Below are 22,335 nucleotides of genomic sequence, written 5' to 3'. Positions count from 1 at the left end.
TTCGTCGCAACAAGGACGGCCCTTCGACAGGCTCAGGGCGAATGGAGAGAAGGCGGTATGTAGAGCCGGAAGCGGCCACCTGTCACAGGAATCGACCGCCAGCCATTGCGCTTTGCCCAATCTTCAAGCGCCTGATCCAGTACGGCGTCGCCGCTGGTCCATTTGCTCTCGCCGCCGATCAGGATGGCCGCGGGTGGGCGAGCGAAATGCGCAGCCAGCGTGTCGCGCGAAATGAATCGATCCACCGCTTCGATCTTCAGGCCAAGCAGATGACGGCTGCGGAAATAGAAAGGACCCGTGGCAAAGCGCGTGTCGGGCAGCCGCCCCGTCGCCGGCAGGAATTGCGGTGAGAGCGTCGCGACCGGGCCGGTCACCGCGCCCGTATCCATTGCCGCGCGAATTGCCTTGCCCTGCCGTATCGCCTCGATCATCGGCACGCCCAGTACCGCGCGGGCAAGCGCCTCGACCGACGGGGCAAGACCGGCACAGGCGAATACCACCAGCGCGATCCGCGTCCGTCGTCCGGGCGGGCTGGCGTGCCAGCCGATCGCGAGGCGCACGAACAATGGCGGCAGGATCGGCAGCAGATATTGCCGCCAGGTCGGGAAGGGAAGAAGCGCGGCGATGATCCCCGCCCAGAGCATCCAGTCGATCGCCCGCCCCGATCGCGCGCGCCCCCATTTCCCTCTCCAGCGCACCCGGCTGGTCAGCAGCAATCCGATCAGTGCCGGGCCGAGCGCGAGGAATTTGAGCGTGTCGAGCAGCTTGGCCAGCCAGGACATCTTCCACGGCCGGTCGCGATAATAATCGCCTGGGGCAAAAGCGGGGAATTCGAACACGCCGAACATGAAGCCGTGCGGATTCCAGCTGAAACTGGCCGCCACGAACAGGATGATCGGCAGGGAACCCGCCGCAACCCAGAGTGGGCGATGACGGCGATCGAAAAGCACATAGATGCCATAAGCGGCTGCCGGCAGCGCATAGGAGATCTTTGCCGCCGCGGCCGCCGCCAGCAGCGCTCCGGCGAGCAAGGCGCTCCAGCATGTGCCGCGATCGTTGGCAGTGCGAATCACCAGCGGCAAGGCGGCGGCGAGCAGGGCGACCGGCAGCGCATCGTTGCGCGCAGTGCCGATGCTGAACAACAGGATGTCGGTGCAGGCGAACAGGCCGGCGCCCAGCAACGCCGGGCCGGCCGCCGCGCCGCCCTCGCGCGCGGCGCGATAGACAAAGGCGATCGCGGCTGTGCCGAGCAACGCATTGACGACCCGCAGGCCAGGCCAGGCCCAGTCTCCCAACAGCCAGGCGAGCGGCGCAAACAGCATCGGCTGCAACGGCACCTGCAGATAGGCGAAGTCGCGATAGGGAAGATTGCCGTGCGCGGTCAGCACCGCCGCGGCGACATATTGGCTCTCGTCGTGATCGAGCGGCCGCGCCAGCGCCAGCAGCACGAGGATCAGCGCCGCCGCGCCAAGCCATGCGCGCGCGGACATCAGGGGTGAAACCGGACTGGGAGGCATGGCTCTTTCGTTTCAGAGTGGACTGGCGCAGCCTTACCCAGCGCGGGGCGGCCTGTCACGGAAAGGCCCGGACTGTCACGAACCCGCCATATCCGCGGCGCATCAGACGCCGGCAAAGAGAAGAGGGTCGCCATGGAATTCACGATCGATCGCCGTTCACTGGTCCTGACGGGCGCATTGGGGCTGGGCGCTTATGCGATTCCGGGCTTTGCCCAGACTGCGGCGCTCGCCACCGCGCGCGGCTTCACCCATTCGGTCGCGAGCGGCGAGCCGGCAAGCGATTCGATGCTGCTCTGGACGCGCTATGTCCCCGCCGATGGCGGCGCGGTCGAACTCAAGGCGGAGGTGTCGACCACGGCGGATTTCGCAAAGGTGGTGAGCGGTGGGGTACAGATCACCGGTCCGTGGCGGGACCATACCGCAAAGATCACCGTTGCGGGACTGAAGCCCGGCACCGCCTATCACTACCGCTTCGTTGCGCCTGACGGCGGCATCTCGCCGGTCGGCCGCACCAAGACCCTGCCCGAGGGCCAGGTGGCACGGTTCCGCGCGGCGATCTTCTCCTGCTCGAACCTCGCATTCGGCTATTTCAACGCGTACGCCCATGCCGTGGCGCGTGACGATCTCGATCTCACCATCCATCTCGGCGACTATTTCTATGAATATAAGCCGGGCGATTATCCCTCGCTCAAGGACACGGTCGGCAACCGCCTGCCCCTCCCGGCAAGCGAAATCCTCCATCTCGCCGACTATCGGCTGCGCTATGGCAGCTACCGTGCCGATCCCGATCTGCAGGCACTCCACGCGAAGCATCCGATGATCGTGCAATGGGACGATCATGAATCCGCCAATGACAGCTGGGAAGGCGGGGCACAGAATCATCAGCCGGGCGAAGGCGACTGGAACGACCGCCGCGCCGCATCGATCCAGGCCTATCGCGAATGGATGCCGGTCTCCGACGAGCCGTGGAAAGCCTATGACATCGGCACGCTGGCGACTCTGTTCCGCACCGAAACGCGGTTGCTGGGACGCACCAAACAGCCCGATCTCGAACCGTTGCTGAAGGGGGCGGACCCGGCCCGGGCGCTGGTCGATTTCCGCAACGGGGCGTGGATGGATCCGGGTGCGACGATGATGGGCACGCAACAGGAATATTGGCTCGATCACGGTGTGCGCCAGTCGGTCAAGACAGGGCAGAAATGGCAAGTGGTCGGCTTCGGCACGATCATGGGCGAGACGATGACGCCGCCCGATGCACTCGACTGGCTCTCGCCGGACGCGCCGTCCTATGTGCGCGGCTATATCAATGAAGGCCTGGCGGCGGCAAAGGCCGGCCTGCCGTCCAACCTCGATAATTGGGGCGGTTATCCGGCGGCGCGTGCGCGCTTCCTGAAGGGCGCGCAAGGCGCTGGCGCGAACCTGGTGGTCATTTCCGGCGACAGCCATAATGCCTGGGCATTCGACCTGGCGCAGGACGGCAAGCCTGCGGGCGTGGAGTTCGCCGGGCATTCGGTCACCTCGGGCGGCTATGAATCCGCACTGACCGCCGATCCGAAGATCGTCGCGGCGGGGCTGGTCAGGGCCAATCGCGAGCTGAAATGGTGCGACACCTCGCGGCGCGGCTATATGGCGATGACGCTGACACCCGATCGGGTGAGCAATGACTGGGTGATGGTCGACAGCGTGAAGACCAAATCGGCCGGCGGCGTGGTCGGCCACAGCACGACGGTGACGCGCGGCCGGAACGTGATGGCGTGATCGTTCCAGGCATCTGCCATCCTCTTGCACCCGTTTGCCGTAATGTGCGTTGAGGGAGACGGTCTCACCCGACGCCGATCGAGATGACTCGATCCGCGCGGGTGCGGCCGGCTTTCAACGGTGACGGGAGTTGCGTGTGGGTATTCAGAAACAAGGTGTGTTCTACAAAGGTCTTTGTGGCGGTCTGGCCGGCATGGCGCTGCTCGCGACGGCCGCCTGCAACGACAAGAGCAGCGGTGGCAATCAGGCGATGCAGGCCGGTGATGCCGGCGGAAAACAGCTCGGCGACCAGGAGGCTCAGAAGAAGTTCAACACCTATGTCAAGGCGATGAACATGCTGATCGATTCGGGCAAGTTCGAGGAGCGCATCGCCTATTTCGAACGCCTCAATCCGCAACTGAAGAACAGCGCCCCGCTCACTGAAATGTACATGATGAATATCGGCGTCGATCATATCATCAGCCGGCTGGACGAAGCGCAGAAGATGAACGCCACCATTCCCGGCGTGGATGAAAAGGCCAAGGCGCTCATCCCGGTGCTGACTCAGCTCGATACGGTCAACACGGAACTGAACACCTATGTGTCGGCCAAGGAATATACGGTCGATGGCGGCAAGAAAGGGCGGGAGATCGCGCCGCGCTATCTGGCGGCGCTGGCCGCGGCACGCGATGCGCAGCAGCAATTCGCCGATACGACCGCAGCCTATGAACTGCAGCGCGATCAGGCGGCGCTGGCCAAAGCCAAGCCGGACTCGTTGCAGTTCCACAAGCTGACCGTCACCCTGGCCGCGCGCGGGGCGACACGCGAATTCGACAAGATCAATGCGCCGGGCGACGATACCAGCGCCTTCACCGCGAGCCTGACCAGGCTCGGCGAGGTCAATGCATCGCTGGCGGGCTTCGTCGGCAAGGCCCCGAAAACCGGTGCCGGGTCGCTGTCGTCCGACTGCCAGCGCTATGTCGACAAGGTCAATTCGATGATCGGCACGGGCCGGACCTTTGCGCAGACGCTCAAGAGCAAGCCCGCTGACGTGGCCGATGACGCGAAGGACTTTATCGAGGCGTTCAACGACGGTGTCGGCGAAGTGTCGAGCTGCGAGCTGGAGGATAATTGAGCCGCCAATACCAAAGCGCGTTGATCGAGACTCATTTTCGATTGGCTTCCCCCGGCGAAAGCCGGGGAAGCGGCAGGGATAGGGTCAGGATCAATGCGATCTGGTATAGGGCGACCGGATCCTTCTCGTCGCGGCGGGAAGGATCAGGCCCGCACTGCGGTTACGAAATAATCCAGCTTCCGGTCGTCGCTGAGCACGAAGCCCTTGGCGACCGAGAAGCTCAAGCCCCGCGTATCGACCAGCGTCAAGCCGGCCGCCTCGACCAGGGCGGTCAGCTCGTCCGGGGTCAGGAACTTGTTCCAGTCATGCGTGCCGCGCGGGATTTGCCCCATGCCCTCCGCCACCGTGATCATGGCGAGACGCGATAGCGCGGTGCGGTTGGGGGTCGACAGGATCAGCAGCCCGCCCGGCGCCAGTGCGCGGGCCAGGCCGGCAACGAAGCCGGCCGGATCGCTGACATGCTCGATCACCTCAAGCGAGGTGACCAGGTCGAATCGTTCGCCCTGCAACGATTCGACGCTGCCGGCGCGATAGTCGATCGCCAACCCCGACAGCGCCGCATGAGCGGCGGCGGCGGCGATATTCTCGGGTGCGGCATCGAGCCCGGTGACCGCCGCGCCGAGCCGCGCAAGCGGCTCGCACAGCAGCCCCGCGCCGCATCCGACATCGAGCGCGCGCTTGCCGGCGAGCGGGGTGAAGCTGGCCTCGTCGATCTGCCAGTGCCGGTTCACCTGCTCGCGCAGATAGCCGAGCCGTACCGGGTTGAGCTTGTGCAGCATCGCCGACGATCCCTTGGGGTCCCACCATTCCGCTGCCATTGCGCCGAAATGCGCGGCTTCGGCCGGGTCGATCGTCACTGCATAGATGTTTGCGGGCGTCGTTACGGGTGCGCTTGCGTTTGCCATGGCTGGTTCCTATCAGCACCCCTCCGCAGCCCAAGGACTTCCCGACCTTCCATGTCCGATCACTCACCTCGTATCGTGATGAAATTCGGCGGCACCTCGATGGCCGGTATCGAACGCATCCGCACCGTCGCCGCACGCATCAAGCGCGAGGTCGAGGCCGGTAACCAGGTTGCCGTGGTCGTCTCGGCGATGGCGGGGGAGACCGACCGGCTGGTCAATTTCTGCCGCGAGGCCTCGTCGCTGTACGATCCGCATGAATATGATGTGGTCGTTTCGTCGGGCGAACAGGTGACCAGCGGGCTGCTGGCGATCGCGCTGCAGGCGATCGGCGTGCCGGCGCGCAGCTGGCTTGGCTGGCAATTGCCGATCCGCACCTCGGACGGCCATGCCTCGGCGCGCATCGGCGAGATCGAGACGAGCCGGCTCAACGAATCGCTCGCGCGCGGTGAAGTCGCGGTGATCCCCGGCTTCCAGGGTGTCGCGGCGGGCGAGCGCGTGACCACGCTTGGCCGCGGCGGATCGGATACCTCGGCAGTGGCGATGGCGGCGGCGATGGGCGCGGATCGCTGCGACATCTATACCGATGTCGATGGCGTTTACACGACCGACCCAAGGATCGTACCGCGCGCGCGGAAACTGAAGCGCGTGACCTATGAGGAGATGCTGGAACTGGCGAGCGTCGGCGCGAAAGTGCTGCAGACGCGCTCGGTCGGTCTGGCGATGAAGGAAAATGTCCGTGTGCAGGTACTGTCGTCGTTCGTCGACGACGACGCGCCGCTCGGCAGCGCGGAGCCTGGCACGCTGATCGTCAGTGAAGAGGAATTGGGAACCATGGAACGGCAGCTCATCACCGGTATCGCGCACGACAAGAACGAAGCGAAGATCACGCTGACCGCGGTGCCCGACCGGCCCGGCTCGGTCGCGTCGATCTTCTCGCCGCTTGCCGACGCCAATATCAATGTCGACATGATCGTGCAGAACGTCGCGCATTCGACCGGGTCGACCGACGTGACCTTCACCGTCCCTTCGGCCGACCTCGCCAAGTCGCTCGACGTGCTGGGCAAGGCGCAGGGCGATATCGGCTATGTGCAGCTGGTCCATGACACGCGCGTCGCCAAGATCTCGGTTGTCGGCGTGGGCATGCGCAGTCATGCGGGCGTCGCCTCGACCATGTTCAAGACACTGGGCGAGCGCGGCATCAATATCCAGGCGATCACCACCTCGGAGATCAAGGTCAGCGTGTTGATCGAGGAGGATTATACCGAACTAGCGGTGCGCGTGCTGCACACGGCGTACGGGCTCGACGCCGAGGACGCGGCCTGACCTGATTCAGAATGTAGCGGTCGCGCGCTTGGCTCATCTTTGAAGGTTTCCGACCCATTCGGACGTTCAAATGGCTATTAATTGCCAGCGGAGGCTCTTCTTTCGTCGGGATCAAATCCCAGCAACATCGCGAGTGCCATTCGCTTCACGCCCCGCCAATAAGGCCGCCGGGGCCTCGACTTGTCTCGACCCACGATCGCCCGCAGCCAGTCGATATGTGCGCCGGACAGGTATAGCTCGCGTTCATCGGCGGTGACTCGGATACCTTTGGCCCACGCGCTCTCGTAATAGACATAACCGTCATTAATTGGCTCAAATGCGGCTGTCTTCACATGTCGGTCATTCATGACCGTATGCTATCCTCCAAATAATTGCGTTCCACCACAACCGGATATGCCGTCACGAAAGAACAGACTATCGGTTGTGCGTGAGCCCTTTTCCGGCACGACCTCAGGATCGAACGAACCAAGACTCTAGGCATTGCTTCATCCCCGATCATCGCCCCGAGTTGCGATAATTGGCGACGGACCCTAAGCCCCCGCCATGAATCAGATAACTTCGATCGGCGCTGAGCGCCTGCAGCGGCGCATGGCGCGGGGCGCCGCCTTCCTGGGCAGCGAGGTCGCGATCCTGTGCGGTGCCATGTCCTGGGTGAGCGAGCGTAATCTCGTCTCCGCCATGTCCAATGCCGGCGGCTTCGGGCTGATCGCGTGCGGCGCGATGACCCCCGAACTGCTCGATGCTGAGATTGCCGGCACCAAGGCGCTGACCGACAAGCCGTTCGGCGTAAACCTGATCACCATGCATCCCGGCCTGTTCGACCTGATCGAGGTCTGCAACAACCACAGGGTCAGCCATGTCGTGCTCGCCGGCGGTTTGCCGCCGACCGGCAGCATCGATGCGATCAAGCAGAATGGCGCAAAGCTGATCTGCTTCGCCCCCGCGCTCAGCCTTGCGAAGAAGCTGATCCGCTCGGGCGTCGATGCGCTGGTCGTCGAGGGTATGGAAGCGGGCGGGCATATCGGCCCGGTCTCGACCAGCGTGCTGGCGCAGGAGATTCTGCCCGAGGTCGCCGAGCAGGTGCCGGTGTTCGTCGCCGGCGGCATCGGTCGGGGGAAGCGATCGCCGCCTATCTCGATATGGGTGCAGCCGGGGTGCAGCTTGGCACGCGCTTCGTCTGCGCCACTGAAAGCATCGCCCACGCCAATTTCAAGAAAGCCTTTATCCGTGCCTCGGCGCGCGATGCGATCGCCAGCGTGCAGATCGACCCGCGCTTGCCGGTGATCCCGGTGCGCGCGCTGAAGAACGCCTCGAGCGAACTGTTCACCGCCAAGCAGCGCGAAGTCGCGCAATTGCTCGACGAAGGCGCGGTCGCGATGGGCGAGGCGCAGCTGCAGATCGAGCATTATTGGGCCGGGGCGCTGCGCCGCGCGGTGATCGATGGCGATGTCGAGCATGGCTCGATGATGGCCGGCCAGTCGGTCGGCATGGTGACGAAGGAAGAACCGGTCGCCGAGATCATCGCGACCTTGATGGCCGAGGCGGCGCATGCGCTGGAGAAGCGGGCAGCCTGAATGGAGACCGAGCGCGCCGGCCTGCCGATCCTTCCTTTCGCCGATGCTGCGGCATGGGAGGCATGGCTTGGCGCGCAGCCGCGCACATCGAAAGGCGTGTGGCTCAAATTCGCCAAGGCGAGCAGCGGCGTTCCCTCCGTCAGCAAGGCGCAGGCGATCGACGGTGCGCTGATCCATGGCTGGATCGATGGGCAGCTTAACCCGTTCGACGCCGACTGGTGGCTGATCCGCTTCACCCCGCGAAAGCCGCGGAGCAAATGGTCGGAGAAGAACTGCATCCGCGCAACCGAGCTGATCGCCGCGGGTCGGATTGCGCCGGCGGGACAGCGTGAGCTCGATGCGGCCAAAGCGGATGGCCGCTGGGACAAGGCCTATGCACCGCAAAGCACGATCGAGGTGCCCGACGACCTCGCTGCGGTGCTGGATGCCGAACCACAGGCGCGCGCCTTTTTCGACACGCTGACCGGCGCGAACCGCTACGCCATATTGTATCGCATCCATGAGGCGAAGAAGCCCGAGACCCGCACCGCCAGGATCGCGAAGTTCGTCGGCATGTGCCTGCGCGGCGAAACGCTGCATGGGAAGCGGTAACTCTGCGTCCGACAGCGCCTGTTTTCGATCAAGTACCTGATATATAGTGAATTATACGGACATCTCATTGACGCGCGCCGGAAAGATATGTTACATTCCGGTGTAACATATCTCCCCGCCGCCTCCTCGTTGTCGGCGATTCTACCATCACACAGGATCGGGCATGCCATCCCTTGCCGGACCAATACCGGCGCGCTCCTTCTCAGTGTCGAAACCGCATGGCTACTGCGCCGCTAGCGCGACGGGCTCGCGCATGACCCGCGCCGTGATGCCTTACGTCCGATGAGGATAACCCGATCTTAACCATCTTCGGGCGATGGCTGTCCGGCCGGGGGGCAACGGAGAGCCTGTATGACACGCCTGTGCCGCGTCCTGTTGCTGCCGCTTGCGATCGCCGCGATGTCGGGCTGTGCGCGCCGGCAAGTCGCAGTGGCGCCGCCACCGCCGCCGATAGCGCTGGTGCCGCCGGCCTCGAGCATCGCAATGCCGGCCGGTGCACATCCCGGCATGCTGATCCCCGTCATGCGGTCCGACGGCAGTTACCCCACCCCCAATCAGGGCCTCTCGCCCGCCGCCAGCATCTGGCATTTGCGCGCCGGGCTGAACTTCGCCGCACTTGCCTGTCGCGGCCCGGAGGAAGGCGCGATCATCGCCGGCTATAATGCGATGCTGAACGGCCAGAAAACGGTCCTGGCCCAGGCGGAGCGGTCGCTGGCAGCGGAATATCGTGCCTCGGGCGGCGCGACGTGGCGCGACTCCTATGACGATGCGATGACCCGGCTCTACAATTACTATGCCCTGGCGCCGGCCAAGCCTGCTTTATGCACGACGGCTGAGCGGTTGCTGGCCGAGGCGGCAACGGTGCCGTCTGCGGATTTCACCGCCTTTGCTGCGGCACGCCTGCCCGAACTCGACGCCAGCTTCACCGATTTCTACCGCGCCTATGATGCGTGGCGGAATCAGCGCCAGGCCTTCGCCCCGATCATTGCCATCGCCTCCAGCACTACGACGCGGCTGCCGCCCCGGATCGAGATCGACCCCGCGATCTTCCGGCTGCCCTAGCTTCTACCTGCCGATCCTCGCTGCCGGCTGGTCCTGCGACCCTATGGATTGCAGGCGGAGATCAGGGCAGGGGCAAAAGGAGCGTTTGACGGGGCAAACGGGGTTCCTTCCCCGGCTCCCCTTCGCTACGACCGGGGCGATGGCCGAGCATGATCCCGACCAGCCGCCCGATCGGCCGCCCGATTGGCCCCCCGATCGGCCTATTGCCGACCAGCCCGTGGGCGGCCGCTTTGACGGTTCCGAGCACCGCTTCCCGATCCGCGTCTATTTCGAGGACACCGATCTGTCTGGCGTGGTCTATCACGCCAACTATCTGCGCTTCATGGAACGCGCCCGGTCGGACATGCTGCGCCTTGTCGGAGTCGATCAGCGCGGCGCGCATGACGCTGGCGAGGGCGCATATGCGATCACCGAACTCGCCATCCGCTACAAGGCGCCGGCGAAACTCGACGACGCGCTGGTCGTTGTATCGCGCGTGGCAAAAGTGCGCGCGGCATCGGTGGATATTCAGCAACGAGTCATGCGCGGTGCCGAGATACTCACCACAGCAGAGGTGACGGCGGCTTTGGTGGGGGCATCGGGGCGGCCGCGCCGGCAACCGAAACAATGGATCGAGGCGTTCGAACGCTTGGTCTGGGTTCAATCGGGGGACGAAGGAAAATAATGAGCGTACTCTTAAATACCGACGCCGCGACCATGTCGCCCGTCGCCCTGTTCCTGCAGGCCGATCTGGTGGTGAAGTTCGTCATGCTCGGCCTGCTCGCCGCGAGCATCTGGACCTGGACCATCATCGTCAGCTTCGCGCTGAAACTCGGCCGAACCCGCACCAAGATCGACCGCTTCGAGCGCGATTTCTGGAAGGCCGAAGATATCGATGCCTTTCACCGCATCGAAGGCGATAGCGACCTGCCGATCGCCAAGGTCTTCTCCAGCGGCGTGGCGGAATGGCGCCGCTCCACCGCCAGCGGTGCAGTCGATCGCGGCGGCACGCGCGAGCGGCTCGCGACGGCGATGGGCGCGTCGGTGGCGCATGAGATCGACAAATTGTCCGATCGGCTCAACATCCTCGCGACAGTCGGCTCGGTCGCGCCGTTCGTCGGACTGTTCGGCACGGTGTGGGGCATCATGCGCAGCTTCACCGGCATCGCGCAGCAGCAAAGCACGTCGCTTGCGGTGGTCGCGCCGGGCATTGCCGAGGCGTTGTTCGCCACCGCGATCGGCCTGTTTGCGGCGATTCCCGCGGTGATCGCGTACAACCGCTTCAGCCATGGCATCAACCGCATCGAGGCGCGGCTCAACCGCTTTGCCGACGGCTTCCACGCGACTCTGAGCCGCCAGCTCGAGACCGAGGCGCGGCGCTAGGCGATGTCGATCAACCTCCCTTCGCAACGCGGTCGTGGCCGGCGGGCTCCGATGGCGGACATCAACGTCACGCCATTGGTCGATGTGATGCTCGTGCTCCTGATCATCTTCATGGTCACTGCTCCGCTGCTCACGGCCGGCGTGCCGGTCAATCTGCCCGACAGCCGTGCCAAGCCGCTCGAGCAGGACCAGAAGCCGGTGCAGATCTCGCTCGACGACAAGGGCAAGCTGTTCGTCGATGACGACGAGATCAGCGACGCGATCCTGCCCGATGTGCTGCAGCAGATCGCCAAAAAGGCCGAAGCCGGTCAACCGCCACAGGTCTTCCTGCGCGCCGACAAGACGCTGAACTATGGCCGCATCATGCGCGTGATGGGGGAGCTCAACCGGGCGGGGCTCAATCGCGTCGCGCTGGTGACGGTGGGCGACGATACCAAGTGACCGGACGGACGGCCTGATGGAACGGACCGAAAAAATCGGATTGGGCGTCGCGGCCCTGGGGCATGTCGTGCTGTTCGGTGCGCTGTCGCTCAGCTGGCTATGGCCGGCAAAATCGCCGCCCAAAGTGACGCCGATCGACATTTCACTGGTCGACGATGTCGCATTGCAGTCGCAGGCGCCGCCGGCGACCGAAGCGCCGGCTCAGTCGCAGGCACCGGAAGAAGGGCCACCCGAAGAAGCGGCACCGCCCGAGGCGGCTGAGGCCGAGCCTGCGCCAACGCCGCCGGCCAAGCAGCCTGAGCCTGCGCCGGCCCCCAAGCCGGCACCCAAGGCCCCGCCGCCGCCCAAGAAGGAGCCGGTGGCTAAGCCGGACAAGGCCAAGACCCCACCGGCCAAGACCAGCACCGCGGCGGTCAAGCCGCCCAGTCCCGTCAAAGCGACCGGCACCAAGCCGAACGCCGTCCGGCGTAATCCGGGTGGCTTCGCTTTATCGGAGGAAACGCTCAAGGGGCTGTCCGCGACAAAGTCGACGTCGAAGGCTGAAACACCGCCGGGTGCGACTATGAACGCCCAGGCGGCTGCCGATATCGGTTCCGCCATCAAACGCCAAGTACAGCCGTGCGCTGATCGCCAGGTCAATCCGGGACCGGGGGCATCGCGTATTCGCGTCACGATTCGTTTGCAGCTCAACAAGGACGGATCGCTCGCCGCGCGGCCGGCGATCACGGCGCATAGTGGCGTCGATGATGAAAATGGCCGTTATGTCGATGCAGTCGACCGCAGCGCGATCGCCACATTCATGGGCTGTTCGCCGCTGCGCGGACTGCCAGCCGAGCTATACGACGTGCCTCGCGGCTGGAAGACGTTCAGCCTACGTTATAATCTACCCGGGTGAGGAAAGACGATGATGCACCACAGTAAATTACTGGCGCTCGCGCTGGCGCTTTCCGGATCGACCGCTGCGCTGGCGCAGACCGCGCCGCCGGTTCAGCCCGCACCGCAGCCGGGCCAAGCTGCTCCCGGCCAGCCAGACGAACTGGTCGTCGATGTCGTCGGCGGCATTTCCGCGCCGCTCGGCATCGCCATTCCGGTCATGCCGACATCGTCCCCGGTCGACACGCCGGCCGGCCGCACCGACGAACTTGGCCGCCAGCTTGCCGGGATCATCACCAATGATCTGCGCAACAGCGGGCTGTTCAAGCCGATCGCGGCGAACGGGCTGAAGAGCGTCGCCTTTTCCGAAGTGACTGCGCCGGCGTTCGATTATTGGGGCGGAGCGAACGCATCGGCGCTGGTGCAGGGCTTCATCCGCGCCAATGGCGATGGGACGCTCACCGTCGGCTGCTATCTCTATGACGTGTTTTCGCGCAACGAGCTGGTGCGGCAGGGCTTTGTCGTGCCGCCCGGCGATTGGCGCCGCGCCGGCCATAAATGCGCCGACATGGTCTATGCGAAGTTGACTGGCGAAGGTCCCTATTTCGACAGCCGCGTGATCTACGTCTCGGAAACCGGGCCCAAGGGCAAGCGCATCAAGCGCCTGTCGATCATGGACCAGGACGGCGCCAATCACCGCTTCCTGACCAATGGCCAGTCGATCGTGCTGACCCCGCGCTTCGCGCCCAATCAGCAGACCATCGTCTATATGAGCTATCTCAACGATCGCCCGGCGATCTATGTCTATGATATCGGCACCGGCAAGCAGCGCCTGCTGGTCAACAACCCCAGCCTGACCTTCTCTCCGCGCGTGTCGCCCGACGGCCGCTCCGTCGTCTTCTCGATGGCGGTTGCCGGCAATACCGATCTCTACAAGGTGGCGACGTCGGGCGGCTCGCCGCAGCGCCTGACCGACGCACCGGGGATCGACACCGCACCGAGCTTTTCGCCCGATGGCCGGCGGATCGCGTTCGAAAGCGACCGCTCGGGCGCGCAGCAAATCTATGTCATGAATGCCGACGGATCGAACCAGCAGCGCATCTCGTTCGGCAGCGGACGCTACGCGACCCCGGTCTGGAGCCCGCGCGGCGACCTGATCGCCTTCACCAAGATCGCCGGCAATTTCCGCATCGGGATCATGAGCCCGTCGGGCGGTGGCGAAAAGCTGCTGACCGACGACTGGCAGGATGAAGGGCCGAGCTGGTCGCCCAATGGCCGCGTGCTGATGTTCTATCGTCAGGGCCGCGGCGGCGCGGGCAAGGCCGATCTCTGGTCGGTCGACCTGACCGGGGTCAACGAACGCCGCGTGCCGACCCCGCTTGATGGATCCGATCCGGGCTGGGGACCGTTGCGGCCGTAGGAACGTTACACCCTCGACCTGTATTTTTTGCGTACCACCCGTCGATGCCCGATCCGTTTCAAACGCCTCGATATCGACACGACCACTGACCGAAGGAGAAATCAGATGGCCAGACTGACAACCACGATCCTCATTGCGACGGCATTGCTTGCTACTGCTGCCTGCAGCAAGAAGCGCCCTGCAACGCTCCCGCCGGGGCCGGGTGAAGAGCAGACCGGCCCGGGCCCGGTTCAGGGCGACAATGTCGTGCCCGGCTCGCGCGCCGATTTCGAGCGCTCGGTCACCAGCAACACGGTCAATTTCGCGCTCGACCGCTACGATATCGATGCGCGCGCCCGCGAAATCCTCGACAGCCAGGCGGCCTGGCTCGCCAAATGGCCCAATGTGCCGGTCAGCCTGGAGGGACATGCCGACGAACGCGGCACGCGCGAATATAACCTCGCGCTCGGTGACCGCCGCGCCAATGCGGCGAAGAATTATCTTGCCGGTCGCGGCGTGAATCCGGCGCGCATCTCGACGATCAGCTATGGCAAGGAACGCCCGATCGCGCTGGGATCGGACGAAGCGAGCTGGGCGCAGAATCGCCGCGCGGTGACGATCGTCCTCAACTGATTGGCGTCCTCAACTGATACCGGGCGGCCTGCCGCTCGATACGATGCGAAACGCCGCCGGATCCCGGGTCCGGCGGCGTTTCTGCGTGCTCTCCCGCCCGATCCGAATCCTCTTGCGCCGCGGGAATACTGGATATAAATATGATATCATATTAATGGGAGGTTCCAATGTCGGATTCGGGTACGACCAACACTGCGCTCACGCTGTCGCGCGAGCGGCCGGCAGTCACGTCGAGCGGTTATGTGATGTTGCTGGTCATGCTCTTCATGATCGTGGTCGGCGTGTTCGGCGCGTCGATTATGCAGGACAGGCCTGGCACGGGCGGTTCGATCATCACCGCCGCGATTCTGGCTTTCGCTTTCATCCTGTGCGGCTTCTATATGCAGCAGCCCAACCAGGCGACGGCGATTACCTTGTTCGGCGCCTATAAAGGCACGGACCGCAATACCGGTCTGCGCTGGCTGATGCCGTGGCTCGGCCGCAAGAAGGTGTCGCTGCGCGCCAACAACATGATCTCCGAACGGTTGAAGGTGAATGACCTGCGCGGCAACCCGATCGAGATTGCGGCACAAGTGGTGTGGCGCGTCACCGACACGGCGCAGGCACTGTTCGACATCGACGATTACAAGGCGTTCGTCATCGTCCAGATCGAGGCTGCGGTGCGCACGATCGGCGCGCGCTATCCCTATGACGATTTCGAGCACCAGGAGGTCACGCTGCGCGGCAATCACGATCAGGTCGCGGTCGAACTGCGCCAGGAACTGATCGCGCGTCTCGTCGTGGCCGGGATCACGGTTGATGAATGCGGCTTCACCCACCTTGCCTATGCGCAGGAGATCGCCGGCGCCATGCTCCGCCGCCAACAGGCCCAAGCGGTGGTCGCGGCGCGCAAGACCCTGGTCGAGGGCGCGGTCGGCATGGTCGAGATGGCGCTCGAGCTGCTCAGCGAGAAGAATGTGGTCCATCTCGACGATGAACGCCGTGCGGCTATGGTCTCGAACCTGATGGTCGTGCTGTGCGGTGAACGCGATACGCAGCCGGTGGTGAACACGGGCAGTCTGTATCAATAGGCGCGTGGCATGACCGCTCCTTCCAAAAAGGCGTTCCCGTTGCGCCTCGACCCCGCACTCTATGCGGCGATCGAGCGCACCGCGGCGAGCGACCTGCGCAGCGTCAACGCACAGGTCGAATGCCTGCTGCGCGAGGCGCTGGCGAAGCGGGGGGTTAAACTGGAGGCGCCGGTCGCTGCGCGTCGTGGCCGGCCGCCGAAATCAACCGAAGGAGAATGACATGCTCGGACTCTTTACCTCCAAGGCGCGCCGACCATGGCCGCTCGCCGTCTCGCTGATCGTGCTGGGGCTTGGCCTGCTGATCCAGCTGGCGTGGCGGAAGTGACGACCATGGATATCGACTCGATCAAGCGCGCCTATCAAGTCCGCGAGGGGTATTGGTTTGCTCCCAAATTGTTCGGCCTGGGCGCGACGCCGGCGACCTGGCAGGGCTGGGTGCTGACCTTGGCTTATTCGGCAGCGATGCTCGCGACGCTGCGTCTCCTGCCGGGTCTCGTGCCACGCATCATCGTCTGCCTTGCCCTGACAGCTGCCTATGTGAGCATTGCCGCGCGCAAGACCGAAGGTGGCTGGCATTGGCGCTGGGGCGGAAAGTGATGGCCATGATGAAGGTACCGGGATTCGCCATCCTGGCGATCGTCGCGGTGTCCGCTGCTGCCGCACCCACACCCTTGGTAACGACCGAACTGACGGTGCCCGGTCCGCAGGGGCCGGTCGCGGGAACCCTGGTCGACCCCGACGGCAAAGGCCCGGCGATCGTCATCATCCCGGGGTCCGGGCCGACCGACCGCGACGGCAACAACCCGCTCGGCGTCAAGGCTGCGTCGTATCGCATGCTTGCGGAAGCGCTCGCTGCGCGCGGCATAGCGACACTGCGCGCCGACAAACGCGGGCTGGGCGCCAGCAAGGCCGCCATGGCCGACCCGTCGGCGGTAACGATCGCCGATTATGCCGGAGATGCCCATGCCTGGGCGAAGCTTATCGCCGAGCGTACGGGGCGGCGATGCGTCTGGCTGCTTGGCCACAGCGAGGGCGGGCTTATCGCGCTGCGTGCCGCACAAGATCCGTCGGGTCTATGCGGCATCATCCTGGTGGCTGCGCCCGGCCGGCCGCTCGGCACGGTGATGCGCGGCCAGTTCAGGGCAAATCCCGCGAACGCGGCGATCCTCGATGCCGCGCTCGCCATGCTCGATGCCATCGAGGCGGGCCGGCAGGTCGATCCGGCAACACTGCCGCCGCCACTCGACAAGATGTTCCCGGCCGCAGTGCAGCCCTATATGATCGACCTGCTTTCCTACGATCCGGCGAAGCTGGCGGCATCGGTGCGGCTGCCGATCCTGATCGTGCAGGGCGAGCGCGACACACAGGTCGGCGTCGAGGATGCCCGTGCGCTGGCGGTCGCCGCGCCGCGTGCGACGCTGGCGCTACTCCCTGGCGTCAACCATGTGCTGAAGCTGGTCGCCACCGATGATCGCGCGGCGAATCGGGCGACCTATGGCGATCCGACGCTGCCGATCGCGCCAGCAGTGATCGATACGGTCGCCGCCTTTGTAACGATGACGCGCTAGCCTAGTGCTTCGTCGAGCAGTCGTGCCAGCCGCAATCCACCGCGCTCGATCTCGAGCCGCGCGGTGGGCACCAGTTTCTCGATCGTCGCCTGATCGAGCCTGGCACGCGCCGGCACCGGGCCGCACGCATCGCCACCGAGCGCGGTGGCATAGGTCGCGTCGTGCGCGACCTGCCAGCTCTCCCGGCTCCAATCCTCGACGCTGCCTGCCTGAATCGCTGCCTTTTCTTCTGGCGAATAGCGCCGCACCAGCGATGGCGGCGTGGAGATCGACCGCTCGGCGAGATAGCCGTCCCAGATCGCATGCAGGTTGAGCCGTTCGGGTGCATAGGCGCCGTAGGCCGCGGTCACCTTGTTGCCGCCGAGATCGCCCCGATCGCCGGCATGGAGCGGCTGGTGCAGATCCCCCATGAAATGGACCAGAAAGGCAAGCGCCTGGACGCGCTCGCGCATCGGCAGGGTCTTGTCCTTGAGCAGCTTCAGGTCACGCTCGATCTGCGCCGACACGCAATTGCCGTCGCGGCATGCCGATTTCAGGTCGAACGGCTTGCACACATCGACATTCTGGTAATGCCAGTTGGAGGTGTAGCTGAAGCGCGGTCCCAGCGTCTTGATGCAGTCGGCCCAGACGCTGGCCTGCTCGATCGTCCTGGCGGGGCAGGTCGGCGTCTCGAGCAGTTGCGCATGATGCAGGATGCGGTCGATCGCAATTCGCGTTTCCGGCTTGGCATTGCGATAGCCGATCGTGGCGACCGTCTCATGGCCATATTCCCAATAGGCGGAAGCCGGAGCGGCGATGGTGGCCGCGAACAAGGCGAACAGGACGGGGGCGAGCAGGGCGGGGAGGATGCGACTCATGGCCCCGCTCTACTCCTCTTGCTTTCCCGGACAAGAGCGAGAGGTGTCCTCCCTTATTCGTCGGCGTAGATCGCGATCGATCGTGCGCCATCGGAGGTTGTGCGCGCGCGGTTCATCCCTGCGGTGATGAAGCTCCACGCCAGGTCGCCGTTCGGCGCGGCGACGATCACCCCGCCGGTGCCGCCCAGCGAGCGGACGTCGGCAAGCACCGCGTCCGCTGCCTCTTGTACGGTCGCGCCGCTCAGCCGGACGCGGGCGCAGATCTCGTGGGCGACGCCGGCACGGATGAAGAATTCGCCCGCGCCGGTTGCCGACACCGCGCAGGCGCGGTCGTCGGCATAGGTGCCAGCACCAATCAGCGGCGAATCGCCGACTCGCCCCCAGCGCTTGCCGGTCACACCGCCGGTGGAGGTTGCTGCCGCGACATGGCCGTGCACGTCACAGGCCACGGCGCCGACCGTGCCGTATTTCATGTCCACATCGAATGCGCCGCCGCCATGCGACTTGAGCTCGTCCAGCTGCCGGCGCCGCTCGGGCAAGGCGAACCAGTCCTGGCCCGCCTGTTCCAGTTCCGCGTCGACCGAAAAGGCATCGGCGCCCGCGCCCGACAGCAGCACGTGCCGTCCGTCCGCCATCACCGCTTGCGCCAGATCGACCGGGTGACGCGTCGCGGTGATGCCCGCCACCGCGCCCGCACGCCGGTCGCGTCCGTCCATGATCGCCGCGTCGAGCTCGGCCACCCCGTCGAAGCTGAGCGCTGCGCCGCGCCCGGCATTGAAATGCGGGTCATCCTCGAGCACGCGCACTGCCGCGGCGACTGCGTCGAGCGCCGATCCGCCGCCGTCGAGCACTGCCGACCCGGCGTCCAGCGCAGCGGCCAGCCCGGCGCGGGTGCCGGCATCCTGCTCCGGTGTCAGGCGGTCGCGTGTCATCATGCCCGCCCCGCCATGGATCATCAGCGTCCAGCGCGAATCGGAAACGGGGTCAGGCATGGACAGGGCTCCAGTCGGGGGGCTCAGATAATCGCGGGTCTGGTATCAGATGATACCGGCGGTGCCACCCTTGCCCGCAATCCGATCAGCGGCCGCAGCCATCCGACTTCGCGCCCGATCAAATAGAAGGCCCAGCATCCGGCGACCGTCGTCACGACCAGGATGGCGAACTCGACGCCCGCCGGCAGGCCGAATGGCAGCAGCAGATATTCGACCCCGACGATGATCGTCTGATGGATGATGTAGAACGGGAACACGGCTTCGGTGAGCATCGCGCGCCATGGATGGTCGCGGTTCCAGTGCGTATCGGCAAAGCCGATCAGCGCGACGATCGTGCTCCAGCCCTGCACCGCTCGCGCCCAGGAAAAGGCCTGACCATAGGGCCAGGGCATGGCGCTGCCGGGCCAGTTCCACTCGATCGTCGCGACCACGGCATAGCTCACCACCGCTACGATCGCTGCCGGGCGCCACCAGCGCCCGATTGCCGCAAAGGCGGGCTTGGACCCGGCCAGTGCGAAGCCGAACAGGAACCCCGGAAGATATTGGGCATGTGCGACCCAGTCACCGAACAGGGCGTGGGTTTCGCGCGCGCCGGGGAACAGCCATGCCGCGACCAGGATCAGCCAGATTACCGGGATCAGCCAGACAGTGACATTGCCGAACAGCCGGTCGAAGAGCGTCTGTAGCGGCAGCCGGTGGAGCAGCGCGATGCCGATCGCCAACGCCATGGTATAGACCCACAGATAGACCACGAACCACAGATGCTGCCAGGTCGGCAGGATGATCCCGGCAAGCGTGCCGAAGCGGAAATAGTCGTGCAGCCAGAAGGTCCACAGGCTTCCGGCATAGCCGAACTTGGTCGTCACCTCGACCCAGGGCTGGAGCGGGATGACCACGATCACGCCGAACAGCAGCGGGATCAGCAGGCGCTTGCTGCGCGATCCGGCAAATGCGCCAGCCCCGCCCCCCTTCATCAACAGCGCGCGGCTGGCATAGCCCGACACCACGAACAGCAGCAGCAAGCGCCAGCTGTTGGTCGCGAGCATCGGGATCGCCACCCATTCCAGCGGATGAGCGGTCTTCACATGGAAATCCCACGGCACGAAGACCATGCCGATATGGTAGAAGATCAGCAGCCCGAAAGCGCCGATCCGAAGCCAGTCCAGTCCGAAATGCCGTTCCATCGCAGTCCCTTTAGCAAGTAAGAGGCCGCTGGCTAGCGAGCAGCGCGTCCGCCCGGTATCGGCGAGGGGCCGGCGGCGGCATGCAGGGGACGAGAGTGACGGGCAGCGGGACCAGCGGCGGGGATGGCGGGACGAACGGCGCGCGGCGGCGGCTGGCGCTGTTGCTTGGCGCCGGCTTTGCAGTGATCCTGACTGCGATCATGGTCGCCGATGCCGAATCGATGATGAGCGACTTCGCCGCGGCGGGCGTGCCGGTGACCCGCACTCATGTCTGGGTATGGGAGGTGTCGAGCGTCATCGCCTGGCTCAGTCTGGCGCCGCCGATCTGGTACATGATCGCAAAGGTTCGTCCACCGCGCTTCACCTGGGTCCAGGTCGCGCTGATCCTGGTGCTTGCGACCGTGCCGGCATCGGCCTGGCACATCGGATTGATGATCGTGCTGCGCAAGATCTTCTATGCCTTTGAAGGACAGGCGTATCACTTTTTCGGGCCGCTGAAGAACCCACTGCTCTACGAATATCGCAAGGATGTCGGCACCTACCTGCAATGGGCCGGCATGGCGACGATCGCGCAATGGCTGCTCGCCACTGCCGGCGCGGCGACGCCGTCACGGCAGCAGACGGGCGCGGCCTTCCTTGCGGTGCTGGACGGCGCGGTCACGCACCAGGTGCCGGCGGTGGAGATCGATCAGGTCGTCGCAGCGGGAAACTATGTCGAGATCGCCTGGGGTACGCGCACCCTGCTGCACCGCGCGACGCTTGCCATGGTCGAGGCGGAACTGGGGGGCGATTTCGTGCGCATCCATCGCAGCCGTATCGTTCGCCGCGCCGCGATCCGCCGGGTCGAGACCGACCGCAGCGGCGACTTCACCGTCGACCTGGCGAACGGCGTCAGTGTGCGGGGGAGCCGACGCTATCGGGCCGCGCTGCAGGCCTGAGCCGGGGCCGGGCACGCAGGCCGATCAGCGGCCGCAGCCAGTTGATCTCGCGTCCGATCAGGTAAAAGGCCATGCATGCCGTGGCGGTGGCGGCGAACAGCAGGGCGAACTCGGTCCAGGGTGTAAGGCCGAGCGGCAGCGTGAACCAAGCCGTCACCACAATCACCGGATGATGGATGATATAGAAGGGAAAGACCGCCTCGCCCAAGGTCGCGCGCCAGGGATGATCGCGGTTCCACCAGGTCTCGGCGATATGCAGCAGCATGACGATCATGCTCCACGCCATCACGACCCGGGCCGACCGGTCGACCGCCATCTGCAGGTGGGGCGGGACGTGATCGCCTTGATAGGTCAGCTCGAAAGCGATGACGAAGACGCCGCTGATCAGCGCAAGCAGCCCGGCCATCCGCCAGTGGCGGGCGATGCACGGCCAAAGCAGTCGTGACCCACCAAGCGCGAAGCCGAACAGGAAGACCGGAACATACAGCGCGTGTCCCGCCCAGTCGGTGAACAGGCCCTGTTGTTCGGGTACGACGAACAGCAGCGCGAGCTTCGCCGCGATGAGCAGGCCAAGCGGCGCCCACAGGATCCGGCTGCCGCTTGCCAGCCATTCGACCCCGCGCTCCAGCCGTGCCGCGCCGCCCGCCCAGCCGAGGAACGCCGCCAGCAGCATGGTGTAGGCCCAGAGATATTCGACGAACCAAAGATGCTCGACGCTGGGGAAGCTGCGCCCGTAAAAGGTGCCGATGCGCCAGTAATCATTGATCCAGAAGTGCAGCAGGCCGAACGGATAACCCTTTTCCAATACCCGCACCCACATTTCGGGCGGCACGATGACGGCCATCGCGAAGGCCCAAGGGATCAGCAGCCGTGCACAGCGCGAACGTACAAAGCCCTGAACCGAGGGCGATTTCTCGAACAATTTGCGCGAGGCATAGCCCGACACCGCGAACAGCAACGGCAAGCGCCACGGTGTCAGCGCGGCCATCGGCGCGACCAGCCCGGGATAGGTATGGGCGGATTTCACCACCCAGTCCCACGGGGCGAAGACCATGGCGATATGGTACAGGATCAGCAGGCCGAACGCGGCGATGCGCAGCCAATCAAGGCCGAAATGGCGACTGCTCTGTGTCAAATGGTCCAGCTTCGTAAGAGTCCGTCATTCTGTTATAGC

General features: G+C 65.0%; 23 protein-coding genes and 1 pseudogene. 17 read left to right on the top strand and 7 right to left on the bottom strand.

Going from position 1 to position 22,335, the window contains the following annotated elements; all coding sequences use genetic code 11:
- Positions 1 to 32: 32 nt before the first annotated feature.
- On the bottom strand, positions 33 to 1,490 hold the full coding sequence (locus H3Z74_RS18990) for a glycosyltransferase family 39 protein (protein WP_187761113.1): 1,458 nt from the start codon (positions 1,488 to 1,490) through the stop codon (positions 33 to 35).
- Between the two features lie 159 nt (positions 1,491 to 1,649).
- Here H3Z74_RS18990 and H3Z74_RS18985 point away from each other — a divergent pair, with 159 nt between their 5' ends.
- Entirely contained in the window at positions 1,650 to 3,275 is a 1,626-nt protein-coding gene (locus tag H3Z74_RS18985; protein WP_187761112.1) for an alkaline phosphatase D family protein, read from the top strand.
- A 136-nt stretch (positions 3,276 to 3,411) separates the two neighbouring features.
- Positions 3,412 to 4,389, top strand: coding sequence for a DUF3829 domain-containing protein (locus H3Z74_RS18980; RefSeq protein WP_187761111.1), 978 nt, complete (start codon positions 3,412 to 3,414; stop codon positions 4,387 to 4,389).
- Positions 4,390 to 4,532: 143 nt separating this feature from the next.
- On the opposite strand, the gene ubiG is transcribed toward H3Z74_RS18980, so the two are convergent.
- A complete protein-coding gene (gene ubiG, locus H3Z74_RS18975; protein WP_187761110.1) occupies positions 4,533 to 5,294 on the bottom strand; it encodes a bifunctional 2-polyprenyl-6-hydroxyphenol methylase/3-demethylubiquinol 3-O-methyltransferase UbiG in 762 nt (253 codons plus the stop codon).
- 51 nt (positions 5,295 to 5,345) lie between these two features.
- Here ubiG and H3Z74_RS18970 point away from each other — a divergent pair, with 51 nt between their 5' ends.
- Positions 5,346 to 6,617, top strand: coding sequence for an aspartate kinase (locus tag H3Z74_RS18970; protein WP_187761109.1), 1,272 nt, complete (start codon positions 5,346 to 5,348; stop codon positions 6,615 to 6,617).
- Between the two features lie 77 nt (positions 6,618 to 6,694).
- On the opposite strand, the gene H3Z74_RS24490 is transcribed toward H3Z74_RS18970, so the two are convergent.
- Positions 6,695 to 6,964, bottom strand: a complete 270-nt coding sequence (locus H3Z74_RS24490; protein ID WP_229726678.1) for a hypothetical protein — start codon at positions 6,962 to 6,964, stop codon at positions 6,695 to 6,697.
- Between the two features lie 196 nt (positions 6,965 to 7,160).
- On the opposite strand from H3Z74_RS24490, the pseudogene H3Z74_RS18965 reads away from it, so the two are divergent.
- The 13 genes and pseudogenes from H3Z74_RS18965 (at position 7,161) to H3Z74_RS18905 (ending at position 17,190) form a co-directional block, all read left to right on the top strand.
- Positions 7,161 to 8,191 (top strand): annotated as a pseudogene (locus H3Z74_RS18965) (NAD(P)H-dependent flavin oxidoreductase).
- Positions 8,192 to 8,782 (top strand): YdeI/OmpD-associated family protein, encoded by a 591-nt coding sequence (locus tag H3Z74_RS18960; protein ID WP_187761108.1) that lies wholly within the window; start codon positions 8,192 to 8,194, stop codon positions 8,780 to 8,782. It begins immediately after the preceding pseudogene.
- A 351-nt stretch (positions 8,783 to 9,133) separates the two neighbouring features.
- The gene (locus H3Z74_RS18955) at positions 9,134 to 9,844 is read left to right on the top strand and encodes a hypothetical protein (RefSeq protein ID WP_187761107.1); all 711 of its coding nucleotides are present in this window, start codon (positions 9,134 to 9,136) and stop codon (positions 9,842 to 9,844) included.
- Between the two features lie 139 nt (positions 9,845 to 9,983).
- Positions 9,984 to 10,508, top strand: a complete 525-nt coding sequence (gene ybgC, locus H3Z74_RS18950) for a tol-pal system-associated acyl-CoA thioesterase (RefSeq protein WP_187761106.1) — start codon at positions 9,984 to 9,986, stop codon at positions 10,506 to 10,508.
- Positions 10,508 to 11,206 (top strand): protein TolQ, encoded by a 699-nt coding sequence (tolQ, locus tag H3Z74_RS18945; protein WP_187761105.1) that lies wholly within the window; start codon positions 10,508 to 10,510, stop codon positions 11,204 to 11,206. Before ybgC ends, tolQ begins: the two co-directional genes overlap by 1 nt.
- Before the next feature lie 3 nt (positions 11,207 to 11,209).
- Positions 11,210 to 11,647 (top strand): protein TolR, encoded by a 438-nt coding sequence (tolR, locus tag H3Z74_RS18940; protein WP_187761104.1) that lies wholly within the window; start codon positions 11,210 to 11,212, stop codon positions 11,645 to 11,647.
- A 16-nt stretch (positions 11,648 to 11,663) separates the two neighbouring features.
- On the top strand, positions 11,664 to 12,542 hold the full coding sequence (locus H3Z74_RS18935) for a cell envelope biogenesis protein TolA (protein ID WP_187761103.1): 879 nt from the start codon (positions 11,664 to 11,666) through the stop codon (positions 12,540 to 12,542).
- A gap of 12 nt (positions 12,543 to 12,554) precedes the next feature.
- Entirely contained in the window at positions 12,555 to 13,940 is a 1,386-nt protein-coding gene (tolB, locus tag H3Z74_RS18930; protein ID WP_390901786.1) for a Tol-Pal system beta propeller repeat protein TolB, read from the top strand.
- 105 nt (positions 13,941 to 14,045) lie between these two features.
- Positions 14,046 to 14,552 (top strand): peptidoglycan-associated lipoprotein Pal, encoded by a 507-nt coding sequence (gene pal, locus H3Z74_RS18925; protein WP_187761101.1) that lies wholly within the window; start codon positions 14,046 to 14,048, stop codon positions 14,550 to 14,552.
- A 167-nt stretch (positions 14,553 to 14,719) separates the two neighbouring features.
- Complete coding sequence (locus tag H3Z74_RS18920) at positions 14,720 to 15,622, top strand: SPFH domain-containing protein (protein WP_187761100.1); 903 nt, start codon at positions 14,720 to 14,722, stop codon at positions 15,620 to 15,622.
- A gap of 9 nt (positions 15,623 to 15,631) precedes the next feature.
- On the top strand, positions 15,632 to 15,841 hold the full coding sequence (locus H3Z74_RS18915) for a type II toxin-antitoxin system antitoxin (protein ID WP_187761099.1): 210 nt from the start codon (positions 15,632 to 15,634) through the stop codon (positions 15,839 to 15,841).
- A gap of 111 nt (positions 15,842 to 15,952) precedes the next feature.
- Positions 15,953 to 16,219: a hypothetical protein gene (locus tag H3Z74_RS18910; protein WP_187764407.1), complete on the top strand. Its 267-nt coding sequence runs from the start codon at positions 15,953 to 15,955 to the stop codon at positions 16,217 to 16,219.
- Between the two features lie 8 nt (positions 16,220 to 16,227).
- Positions 16,228 to 17,190, top strand: coding sequence for an alpha/beta hydrolase (locus tag H3Z74_RS18905; protein ID WP_229726677.1), 963 nt, complete (start codon positions 16,228 to 16,230; stop codon positions 17,188 to 17,190).
- Here H3Z74_RS18905 and H3Z74_RS18900 read toward each other — a convergent pair.
- From H3Z74_RS18900 to H3Z74_RS18890, 3 genes are read right to left on the bottom strand one after another with little or no spacing between them, the layout of a single operon-like run.
- On the bottom strand, positions 17,187 to 18,047 hold the full coding sequence (locus H3Z74_RS18900) for a S1/P1 nuclease (RefSeq protein ID WP_187761098.1): 861 nt from the start codon (positions 18,045 to 18,047) through the stop codon (positions 17,187 to 17,189). The two genes, H3Z74_RS18905 and H3Z74_RS18900, sit on opposite strands and share 4 nt — an antisense overlap.
- Before the next feature lie 53 nt (positions 18,048 to 18,100).
- Entirely contained in the window at positions 18,101 to 19,039 is a 939-nt protein-coding gene (locus H3Z74_RS18895; RefSeq protein WP_187761097.1) for an isoaspartyl peptidase/L-asparaginase family protein, read from the bottom strand.
- Between the two features lie 23 nt (positions 19,040 to 19,062).
- Positions 19,063 to 20,223: an acyltransferase family protein gene (locus H3Z74_RS18890; RefSeq protein WP_187761096.1), complete on the bottom strand. Its 1,161-nt coding sequence runs from the start codon at positions 20,221 to 20,223 to the stop codon at positions 19,063 to 19,065.
- Between the two features lie 95 nt (positions 20,224 to 20,318).
- Here H3Z74_RS18890 and H3Z74_RS18885 point away from each other — a divergent pair, with 95 nt between their 5' ends.
- On the top strand, positions 20,319 to 21,161 hold the full coding sequence (locus tag H3Z74_RS18885) for a LytTR family DNA-binding domain-containing protein (protein ID WP_229726676.1): 843 nt from the start codon (positions 20,319 to 20,321) through the stop codon (positions 21,159 to 21,161).
- On the opposite strand, the gene H3Z74_RS18880 is transcribed toward H3Z74_RS18885, so the two are convergent.
- Entirely contained in the window at positions 21,115 to 22,296 is a 1,182-nt protein-coding gene (locus H3Z74_RS18880; protein WP_187761094.1) for an acyltransferase family protein, read from the bottom strand. The genes H3Z74_RS18885 and H3Z74_RS18880 overlap by 47 nt on opposite strands.
- Between the last annotated feature and the right edge of the window lie 39 nt (positions 22,297 to 22,335).

Source organism: Sphingomonas alpina, from assembly GCF_014490665.1.
Lineage (GTDB): Bacteria > Pseudomonadota > Alphaproteobacteria > Sphingomonadales > Sphingomonadaceae > Sphingomonas > Sphingomonas alpina.
The sequence above is the reverse complement of the archived record's forward strand: the minus strand, read 5'-3'. Positions and strand labels throughout refer to the sequence as shown.